The sequence below is a fragment of the Mesorhizobium sp. M2A.F.Ca.ET.037.01.1.1 genome, assembly GCF_003998075.1.
Taxonomy (GTDB): domain Bacteria; phylum Pseudomonadota; class Alphaproteobacteria; order Rhizobiales; family Rhizobiaceae; genus Mesorhizobium.
Map to the genome: position 1 here is coordinate 1 of NZ_RZSA01001505.1, position 976 is coordinate 976.

Consider the following 976-nt stretch of genomic DNA (forward strand, 5'->3'; position numbering starts at 1 on the left):
GTCGTCGAGAATGCCAGTCTCGGCAGCCGGCGCCGTTTCCATGGCACGCTGGCCGACCTGCCGTCGCTGGAAGAGCGCGCCGACCTCACCGGTCCGGTCATGACGATCATCGGCGATGCGGTCGCTGGCGCCAATTTCGAACGATCCGAGCCGCTCGCGGCACATAAGCATGAGGGCGCGGCTTCAGCCGTCGCCGAAGGAGTTCAGCCATGAAGGTTCTGACCGCGAACAGGCTCTCCGACGGCATCGCCGTCTGGTACGCCGATGGCGGCTGGGCGGAGACGGTCGGTCATGCGGATATCGCACATGACAAGGCGGCGGAGGATCGGCTGGAAGCGATCGGCGCCTCTGCCTACGCCAACAATGAGGTTGTCGACGTCAATCTGATCGACGTCGATGTGGTCGACGGTTTGGCCGAGCCGGTGCGGCTGCGCGAAAAGATCCGCGCCGCCGGGCCGACCATCCGCACCGATCTCGGCAAGCAGGCCGCCCCGGAAGCCATCGGGGCGTAGAATTTTAGAAAAGCAGCGGGCGGACGCGCCCGGAAAGACGAAGCATGTACCGTTACGACGAGTTCGACCAGGATTTTGTTCACGCCCGCGTCGCCGAGTTCAGCGACCAGGTGCAGCGCCGGCTTGCCGGCGAGATCACCGAGGACCAGTTCCGGCCGCTCAGGCTGATGAACGGCGTCTATCTGCAGCTGCACGCCTATATGCTGCGCATCGCCGTGCCCTATGGCACGCTGAACAGCAGGCAGTTGCGCATGCTCGGCCATATCGCGCGCAAATACGACAAGGGCTACGGTCACTTCACCACGCGCCAGAACATCCAGTTCAACTGGCCGGCGCTGTCGGACATTCCGGCGATCCTGGCTGATCTCGCCAGCGTCGAGATGCATGCGATCCAGACCAGCGGCAACTGCATCCGCAACGTCACCGCCGATCATTTCGCGGGCGCCGCCGCCGACGAGGTGGCC

Annotated in this window: 2 protein-coding genes and 1 pseudogene; all 3 read left to right on the forward strand. The window is 64.7% G+C overall.

Annotation, left to right across the window (positions count from 1 at the left end; translation table 11 throughout):
* Nucleotides 1-213, forward strand: a pseudogene (locus EOA27_RS37940) (uroporphyrinogen-III C-methyltransferase); the annotation flags it as partial.
* A complete protein-coding gene (locus EOA27_RS37945; RefSeq protein WP_126081176.1) occupies nt 210-512 on the forward strand; it encodes a DUF2849 domain-containing protein in 303 nt (100 codons plus the stop codon). The pseudogene EOA27_RS37940 and the gene EOA27_RS37945, both read left to right, overlap by 4 nt.
* Before the next feature lie 44 nt (nt 513-556).
* On the forward strand, nt 557-976 hold a 420-nt coding region (locus tag EOA27_RS37950), incomplete at its 3' end, for a nitrite/sulfite reductase (RefSeq protein WP_145970882.1).